Raw genomic sequence first — 7,867 nt, 5'->3', positions numbered from 1 at the left:
CCAGCGGGAGCAAGCCCCCTCGCCACGGGGGTTGTGGTGGTTGGGCACATTCCTCCTGTGTGCGAGCATGCTCGCGATGGGGCCAGGTCAGGTACATCGATGGCGGCTGGTGTACCGCTATCGCGAGCAAGCTCGGTCCCACAGGTTTTTCAGTGCTTGGTCTATTGGTGCTGGACATGCACCTGCTTGGCTGATGCACCGCCGGCCGCTCTTGTGGCGAGGGAGCTTGCTCCCGTTGGGTTGCGCAGCAGCCCCTGGAATTGGCCAGCGCGGTGGGTCAGGTAGATTGCGGTCAATCGGGTTGGGGCTGCTTCGCAGCCCAGCGGGAGCAAGCTCCCTCGCCACGGGGGTTGTGGTGGCTGGGGCGTCTGCGGGCATCAGCAGCGGATAGCGCGCCTAGACCACCGATGACAGCACAAACGACGTCACGGTGTTCTCCACCCCCGGCAACGCCGAGATCTCTTTCCACACTTTATGCACCCGCTCCGGGTTCGCCGCGCCCACCCGCAGCATCAAATCGAACTCGCCACTCATCACATCGCACTGCAGCACTTCCGGCATGGCCTGCAACGCTTGCAACACCTCGGCACCGCGCATGCGGTCGTAGCGGTAGACGAAGATCACCGCGTTGATGTTCGACGACGCTTGCGCGCCCTCCCCGGTGCGCACGGTGTAGCCCTGGATCGCGCCGTCGCGTTCGAGGCGTTCGATGCGTTGGCGCACGGCGTTGCGCGAGAGGTTGACCTTGGCCGCCAGTTCGGCGTGGGCGGCGCGGGCGTTGAGGCGCAGTTCGGCGATGATGCGTTCGTCGAGGGGGTCGAGAATTCGCTTCATGGGGCCTCCGGTTATAGGGCGCCGAGCAGTTGATGAAGGGCACCGAGGTCGTCCGGCTGGAGGCGATGAATCTGCGCCGGGCCATGTTCGGAAACCGGGCGTTGTCGCGCCGCGATGTGGATCCCCAACTCGCCGAGCAACACCGCCGATTTGACCGGGGAGATCTCGCCCAAGGTCACCATCGGCGCCACCAGGCTGCGCCGGTACAAGCGCGCCGCGAGCACGCCGGTGGCGGTGTGGGGGTCGATGACGTAGCCGGTGTCGCGATGCAGCGAGGTGATTTCTTCCAGCGTCTGCTCATCGCTGACCGCGTACGAGTCGATGATCATCCGCGCCTGCAGCCAGAACTCGTTGGCGATGGTCATTTCGCCGTGGGTTTCGAAGGTGTGCATCAGTGCGCTCACGGCCTGGTCGTCGTGCCCATAGAGCTCCCAGAGAAACCGCTCCAGGTTGGAAAAAATCGACAAGTCCATGGCCGGCGACAGGGTCTTGCTGGCGCGCAATCGCGAGTAATGGTTCTTCAAAAAGAACTGATGCAGCGCGTCATTCTGATTGGTCGCAACAATCATCTGCGTGATGGGCAAGCCCATCTTCTGCGCGATGTAGCCGGCATAGACTTCGGCAAAGCTCGCCGCGGGCACGCTGAAACCGATGGGCCGCTGACCGCCGCCCAGTTGCAACACGGCATGGAAATAAAACACCAACTGCGCCATGACGCTGACCCAGTTACTGGAATTGAAACTGATCGCCTCGTGCTGTCGGAACAGTTGGGTGACCAAGGTCTGGCACTCATCAAAACTGCCATCGACAGCCACTTGATGAACCCGCGGATGGGCCGTCGCTTGCAGGTCTTGAAGCTGGTCTTGCGGTACACCGGCCTCGGGATAAATCACCACCACATCGGTCTCGTCGCAGTGCTTGAAGGCCTCGATGGCGGCCAGGCCGGTGTCGCCGTTGGTGACACCGACCACCACGGCACGACGCCCGCGTTTGCGCAAAAAGTACTGCACCAGCCGCGCCTGCAATTGCGCGGCAAAGTCCTTCGAGGAGCGGGTCGGCCCATGGAACAATTCCAGGACCCATTCATTGCGATCCACCTGATGCAACGGCGCCAGGGAGCGATGGCTGAACTGGCTGCCGGCCTCCTTGAGCACCCGCTTGAAATCGGCCTCGGGGATCGCCTCGCCCACGAACGGACGCATCACCCGATAGGCCAGTTCGTCATAGGACAATGTCGACCAGTTGGCGATGTCCTGGGGTTCGAACTGCGGCAGTTCGACGGGGACGAACAGCCCGCCATCCTCGGCGATGGCCGACAGCACAACTTTTTCGAAATCGACCTGCACGGCTGAATTTCGGGTACTCACATAGCGCATGGTCAACTCCGGATATTCACTTGAAACGGCTCACTTGAAACGATGCGCCTGCTCCACCAGCCAGGTGGAAAACCGCACCGCGTCCGGGTGTTGCTCGGCCCCGGAACTGCGCACCAGGTAAAACGATTCGCTGGCCTCGATGCGCTGGGCGAAGGGTTCGACCAGACGTCCGTCGCCGAGCATGTCACTGACCATCGACGACCGCGCCAGGGCGATGCCCTGCCCCAGTTCAGCCATGCGCAAGGTGCAGACCAGTGTGTCGAACTGCATGCCGGTCGAGGAATCCACCGAGTCGGCACCGACCATTTTCAGCCAGTAACCCCAACCCTCTTCGTAGCCCAGCACGTGCAGCAACGGATGCTTGGCCACGTCCGCCGGCACCTTCAGCGTCGTCATCAAGGCTGGCGAACACACCGGGAACAAGGTGTCCCAGGTCAGGCGTTGCGACACCAGGCCGGGCCATTGACCGTGGCCCCAGCGAATTTCCATGTCGTCCTCGCCGTCCAGTTCCTTGACCCAGATGTTGCTGATGTAGCGGATGTCGACATGCGGATGCACCTGGCGAAAATCCACCAGTTTCGGTGCCAGCCAGTGCACGAAAAACGCCAGGCTGCCGCGCACCTTGATTGGCCGGCGCTTGTGCTGGCCAAAGATTTCGTTGGTGCCCACCGCCAATCGCGTGATCGCGTCCTGCACCACCGGCAGGTAGGCCTGGCCCTCCTCGGTCAGGCCCAGGCCACGGGGCAAGCGCTTGAACAGCGCCACCCCCAGGTGACTTTCCAATTGGCGGATCTGCTGGCTGACCGCGCCCTGGGTCAAAAACAGTTCGTCGGCGGCGTGGGTGAAGTTCAGGCAGCGCGCCGACACTTCGAACGCCCGCAGCCAATTCAATGGGGGCAACGTTTTTTGCTTCATGATCTGGACCTCGTTGACCCCCACGCACCGGGCACGTTTGCCCGCCCCGTCGACGCGCCTTAGAACGCGTCGGACGGTTGTGCCACGAGGGCAACCGACAAGCGTCGCTCGCGGCTTTTGCGGGTAATGTAATACACGAAGTAACACCAGGCGATGAACGGCAAGCCGAAGTACAGCGCCACCCGTTGTTCAGGGTCGAAGGCGATCCCGATGCACGCCAGGCTGCAGCACACCAGCGCCCCCAGCGGCACCCACGGATAGCCGCGAACCCGGAACTTGAGTTTGCGAATGTCGCCGCCGTTGGCCACATAGTGACGCCGGAAAGCGATCTGGCTCGCGGCGATGCTCATCCACACCACCACCACGGCCAGGCCGGAAATCGACACCAGCGCCAGGTAGATGGTGTCGGCGGCAAACACGCTGCTGAGCAACGAAGCGGCGCCGCCGGCCATGCTGACGATGATCGCGTTGAGCGGCGTGCCCATGCGGGTCAGGGCCGAGAACTGCTTGGGCAGGTGGCCTTGGTCGCTGAGGGTCCAGAGCATCCGCGAGGCGGCGTACAACCCGGAGTTGGCCGCCGACAACAGGGCGCTGATGATCACGAAGTTCATGATGTCGGCCGAGTACGGAATGCCGATGTAGGTGAACACTGTGACGAAGGGGCTTTCGACCAGACCGGCTTGCTCGCGGGGCAACAAGGTCGCCAGGACAAAAATGGTCCCGACGAAAAACACCGCCAGGCGCAGCACCGTGGTGCGGATGGCGCGTGGCACATTGCGTTGCGGGTCCTTGGTTTCACCGGCGGCGATGCCAATCAGCTCAGTGCCGGAGAACGCGAAGGACACCGCCAGCAGCGTCATCGCAATCGGCATGAAACCGGTAGGAAAAAGTCCTTCGCGGGTGAAGTTGCTCAAGCCGATGCTGTGGGCCTGGTCGATGTTCAACAGGCCAAGAATCGCGCCACCGCCAATCAGCAGGAACACCACCACGGTCAACACTTTGATCAACGACAACCAGAACTCGGTCTCGGCGAACAAACGCACCGAGATCACGTTGGAGAGGAACACCACGCCGGCGAACAGCGCGCTCCAGATCCACACCGGTGTGTCGGGAAACCAGCGCGCCATGAGGATGCCGGCCGCGGTGAACTCGGAACCGATGGCCACCGTCCACGTCAGCCAGTACAACCAGGCCACGGTGTAGCCGGTGCCGGGCCCGAGGAAACGCGTGGCATAGGTGCTGAACGAGCCGGTTTCCGGCATCTGCACCGCCAGTTCCCCCAGGCACATCATCACCATGTAGACCATCAGCGCGCCAATGATGTAGGCGATCACCGCGCCCATGGGGCCGGCCTGGTTGACGGTATACCCGGACGTGAGAAACAGCCCGGTACCAATGACGCCGCCTAATGCCAACATGACAATATGGCGCGTCTGCATTTCCTGTTTAAAACCGGCACGCGTATTAAGTTGTTGTTCTTTTATGGACATGGTTGTTCTCATGAAAGTTGTTAGGGCGCGCATTAACGTCCGCGACAAGTTATTGGGCAGAGTAAAAGTGCATCGCCACTAAGCTTTATTATTATTCCTATTCATGAACGCCCCACTCACAGCCTTGTGGCGGGGTACCAACTTTCAAACTTCAGCTTGCGGTCTCGATAGGGGCTTCATTGAGTTGCGGGGTGAGGGTCTTTTTGACGAAGGCGAAGGCCTGTTTCAGATCGTCCAATAGATCGTCCGTGTCTTCGATGCCGACCGAAACCCGCACCAAGCCTTCAGAGATGCCCAGGGCCAGGCGTTCTTCCAAGGTGTTCTCGACATGGCTGGTGGTGCGGGCCGGACCGTAGATGGTTTCCACCGCGCCCAGGTTGCCCGCGCAATGGGCGAAGCGCAGGCGTGGCAGCAGCAATTTGACCGTGTCCATGCCACCGACCAGGACAAAACTGACGATGGCGCCGAAACCGGACATTTGCGCGCAAGCCACGGCGTGGTTCGGGTGGCTGGGCAAGCCGGGATAATTCACCGCCTCCACCAACGGTTCGGTGCAGAGAAATTCGGCCAGGGCCCGGGCGCTGTGTTGCTGCTGGCGCATGCGCAGTGCCAGGGTCTTCATCCCACGGATGATCAGGTAGGCCGAGAACGGGTCAAGGCTCGCACCGTTGATTTCCCGATAATGCCGCACCTGGGCCATCAAGGCTTCGCTGCCACACACCAGGCCACCGAGCACGTCGCCATGGCCGCTGAGAAACTTGGTCGCGCTATGAATCACCACGTCCACCCCCAAGGCCAGTGGGCTCTGGTTCAGCGGCGTGGCGAAGGTGTTATCGGCCACGACCACCGCACCGACACGCTTGGCCGCTGCCACCAGGCGCGGGATGTCGAGGATTTTCAGGGTGGGGTTGGTGGGGGTTTCCAGGTAGAGCACCTGGCAACCCTTGGCGATTTCACGCTCCAGATCGTCGTGATCGAAGGTCTCGCACAAGGTCACCGTCACGCCGGTGCGCGGCAGGAACTCTTCGAAGATCTTGTTGGTGCCGCCGTAACTGTCCTTGGTCGACACCACACGATCGCCATGGGCCAGGAAGGTGTAGAGCACGCTGCTGATCGCCGCCATGCCGCTGCTGAAGGCCACGGCGGATTCGGCCATTTCCAGCTCGCGAATCTTGGCTTCGAGGGTCTCGACGGTCGGGTTGCTCATGCGGCTGTAGATAAAACCGGGGGCCTTGCCCAAGGCGACGTCGTACCAGACGTCGATGTCGTCGTAACCGTACGCGGCGCTGGCCACGATGGGGGTCTGCGTGGCGTTGTAGGGGTGCCTGACCTGCTCCCCACCCCAAACCGCCCGGGTTCCTGCTCCCGCATTATCAAGCCCTGTGCTGTCAGGTTTATTGTTCATTGAGGCTACTCACACTGAGGGGGTGGACGTTGAGCCATCCACCGGATCTGAGGGCCAATATAGGGAAAAGCCGCGCGGCCGAGAAACGATGTTATCGGTGCCAAAGGGGTGGTTTTTTTAATGGCTGAAGGCGAGTAGCGACCGGCGAATCACCGATGAACCTGTGGGAGCTTGCTCGCGATAGCGGTGGATCAGTTGCCATTGATGTGACTGACACTCCGCTATCGCGAGCAAGCTCGCTCCCACATTGGGGGCGGCGTTGATTTTCTACTGTGCGGGAGGGCGCGAGGGGTCATAGCACTGAAAAATGATAGGAAGTGCTTCACAGCCGGCGGGGGAAAATCACGACCCAACGCTCAAAGAGTGCAGCCAGCGTCGATGGAAATCAGCCTGCTCTGCAATATCGCTGGTTAAGTCTTTATCTTCATAATCAAAAATGTTGACTATGTCATTTTTACCTGCCGCCTCTCCCCAACGGACTTCATAAGCAACTACACCACCGGCCATTTGTGAAGACATTCGTGAAGGGAACACATTAACTTTAGCTCCCTTGCATAAAAATTTTACATCCGGAAAATCTCTTCTAACCATTCCTAAACACAAATACAAATCCGCTGCTGCGTATTTTTTTACTAATCCATCTGGCATCATCACGGTCATAGCCGTAGTTTTTTGGTCACATTCAAAAACTGCGTTCTTAACGACGCCGTCAATTTCAATTTTCACGTTTCTAGAAGTCATATCATTACCCGTCAAAAATAGATATTGAGTATTTACATAGAGCTTTATCTTATTCGATCATTCCCACGCTCCTGCGTAGAAATGCATCCCGTGATGCTCTGCGTCACATCCAGAAGCGGAACGTGGTGCGTCCCTGCAGCACTCCCACTTGGAAGCGTGGGAATAGTCAAACGATGGCTGAGGGCGAGGTTGGGAGAGGTTAGTTACTAATGAGCCTACCCGACCGGGAATTGCCATCTCATACCCATATCTATAACAAACGAGATTCAACCCACTCTTTAAAGAAAACTTCTTGCTCACTCGGATCGCTCGACAAGTTACTATCATCATAGTCAAATATATAAACAATATCATCGAGCGATGGGGTGATACCCATACTCAACTCATACGCTTTTAGCCCAAGCGACATCTGTGCCGACATGCCCGACGGATGAACATTTCTCTTGGCACCTTTACAGAAAAAGGTAACATCTGGATTATCTCGCCTAAGACTCGCAAAGCACTTATAAAAATTTCCACCTACATAAGTTTTGTCGACACCATCTGTCGCGCAGAAAGTAATCGCAATTTTGTTAGAGTCACATACAAGACAGGTACGTTCCTTTTTTCCTTCTCTAGATACCTGCACCTCCACTGTAGAAATCATTTTTTTATCTTCCTATTAGGGTTAGGGATGGAGTAACCAAATTCCTTTCCATTATCAAGTATTAAGGTTGCACCAAGCACATCCTCGTTACTTATACGACCTGGAATTGCAATCTCTTTTTCAGCCCCGAACAAATATGCAGCTCCCAGCTCTTTTTGTAGATCATGCCCTGGGATTTTTTGCAATGTATACAAGTACCCTATCCTCGTGTACTCGCCAGTGGCAAACTTCTTCCCCACATTTCGTGAGTAGGAGGTACTAATATAGTAACTAGGAGGCCAATCACTATCCAAAGAGTGTAAAAATAGATCCTTGCTTTTACCTTTGCTTTTAAAGCCATTTTCAAAAACATCTTCTGGTTCTCGTTCATCACCGCGGTACAGAAAATCCTCTTCTTTCTTAGGAGTAGGCAGCTTGGGTTCTGTTCGACTAACAGCTACCTTCGCCGCCGGATCCTGCT

The 7,867-nt window shown here is 58.0% G+C and carries 8 protein-coding genes; all 8 read right to left on the bottom strand.

The genetic code is table 11. The features are described from left to right. Positions 1–396: 396 nt before the first annotated feature. On the bottom strand, positions 397–834 hold the full coding sequence (locus V7773_RS30005) for an Lrp/AsnC family transcriptional regulator (RefSeq protein WP_053125728.1): 438 nt from the start codon (positions 832–834) through the stop codon (positions 397–399). Between the two features lie 11 nt (positions 835–845). Next, entirely contained in the window at positions 846–2,210 is a 1,365-nt protein-coding gene (thrC, locus tag V7773_RS30000) for a threonine synthase (protein ID WP_336076474.1), read from the bottom strand. A 30-nt stretch (positions 2,211–2,240) separates the two neighbouring features. Continuing rightward, positions 2,241–3,125: a LysR substrate-binding domain-containing protein gene (locus tag V7773_RS29995; RefSeq protein WP_092150574.1), complete on the bottom strand. Its 885-nt coding sequence runs from the start codon at positions 3,123–3,125 to the stop codon at positions 2,241–2,243. A 59-nt stretch (positions 3,126–3,184) separates the two neighbouring features. Beyond that, on the bottom strand, positions 3,185–4,615 hold the full coding sequence (locus V7773_RS29990) for an amino acid permease (RefSeq protein ID WP_336076473.1): 1,431 nt from the start codon (positions 4,613–4,615) through the stop codon (positions 3,185–3,187). A gap of 151 nt (positions 4,616–4,766) precedes the next feature. After that, a complete protein-coding gene (locus V7773_RS29985; RefSeq protein WP_092150581.1) occupies positions 4,767–6,020 on the bottom strand; it encodes a cystathionine gamma-synthase family protein in 1,254 nt (417 codons plus the stop codon). Between the two features lie 342 nt (positions 6,021–6,362). Beyond that, on the bottom strand, positions 6,363–6,761 hold the full coding sequence (locus V7773_RS29980; RefSeq protein ID WP_336076472.1) for a hypothetical protein: 399 nt from the start codon (positions 6,759–6,761) through the stop codon (positions 6,363–6,365). A 250-nt stretch (positions 6,762–7,011) separates the two neighbouring features. After that, the gene (locus V7773_RS29975) at positions 7,012–7,407 is read right to left on the bottom strand and encodes a hypothetical protein (protein ID WP_336076471.1); all 396 of its coding nucleotides are present in this window, start codon (positions 7,405–7,407) and stop codon (positions 7,012–7,014) included. Then, on the bottom strand, positions 7,404–7,867 hold a 464-nt coding region (locus V7773_RS29970), incomplete at its 5' end, for a scabin-related ADP-ribosyltransferase (protein ID WP_442963502.1). The genes V7773_RS29970 and V7773_RS29975, both read right to left, overlap by 4 nt.

Origin of the sequence: Pseudomonas sp. 3JA, assembly GCF_036961705.1 — a bacterium.
Taxonomy (GTDB): Bacteria; Pseudomonadota; Gammaproteobacteria; order Pseudomonadales; family Pseudomonadaceae; genus Aquipseudomonas; species Aquipseudomonas fluorescens_Q.
The sequence above is the reverse complement of the archived record's forward strand: the minus strand, read 5'-3'. Positions and strand labels throughout refer to the sequence as shown.

Excerpts from the sequence above, each read along its gene's own strand:
- V7773_RS30005 (WP_053125728.1), bottom strand. The coding sequence starts at position 834 with ATGAAGCGAATTCTCGACCCCCTCGACGAACGCATCATCGCCGAACTG.
- thrC (WP_336076474.1), bottom strand. The coding sequence starts at position 2,210 with ATGCGCTATGTGAGTACCCGAAATTCAGCCGTGCAGGTCGATTTCGAA.
- V7773_RS29995 (WP_092150574.1), bottom strand. The coding sequence starts at position 3,125 with ATGAAGCAAAAAACGTTGCCCCCATTGAATTGGCTGCGGGCGTTCGAA.
- V7773_RS29990 (WP_336076473.1), bottom strand. The coding sequence starts at position 4,615 with ATGTCCATAAAAGAACAACAACTTAATACGCGTGCCGGTTTTAAACAG.
- V7773_RS29985 (WP_092150581.1), bottom strand. The coding sequence starts at position 6,020 with ATGAACAATAAACCTGACAGCACAGGGCTTGATAATGCGGGAGCAGGA.
- V7773_RS29980 (WP_336076472.1), bottom strand. The coding sequence starts at position 6,761 with ATGACTTCTAGAAACGTGAAAATTGAAATTGACGGCGTCGTTAAGAAC.
- V7773_RS29975 (WP_336076471.1), bottom strand. The coding sequence starts at position 7,407 with ATGATTTCTACAGTGGAGGTGCAGGTATCTAGAGAAGGAAAAAAGGAA.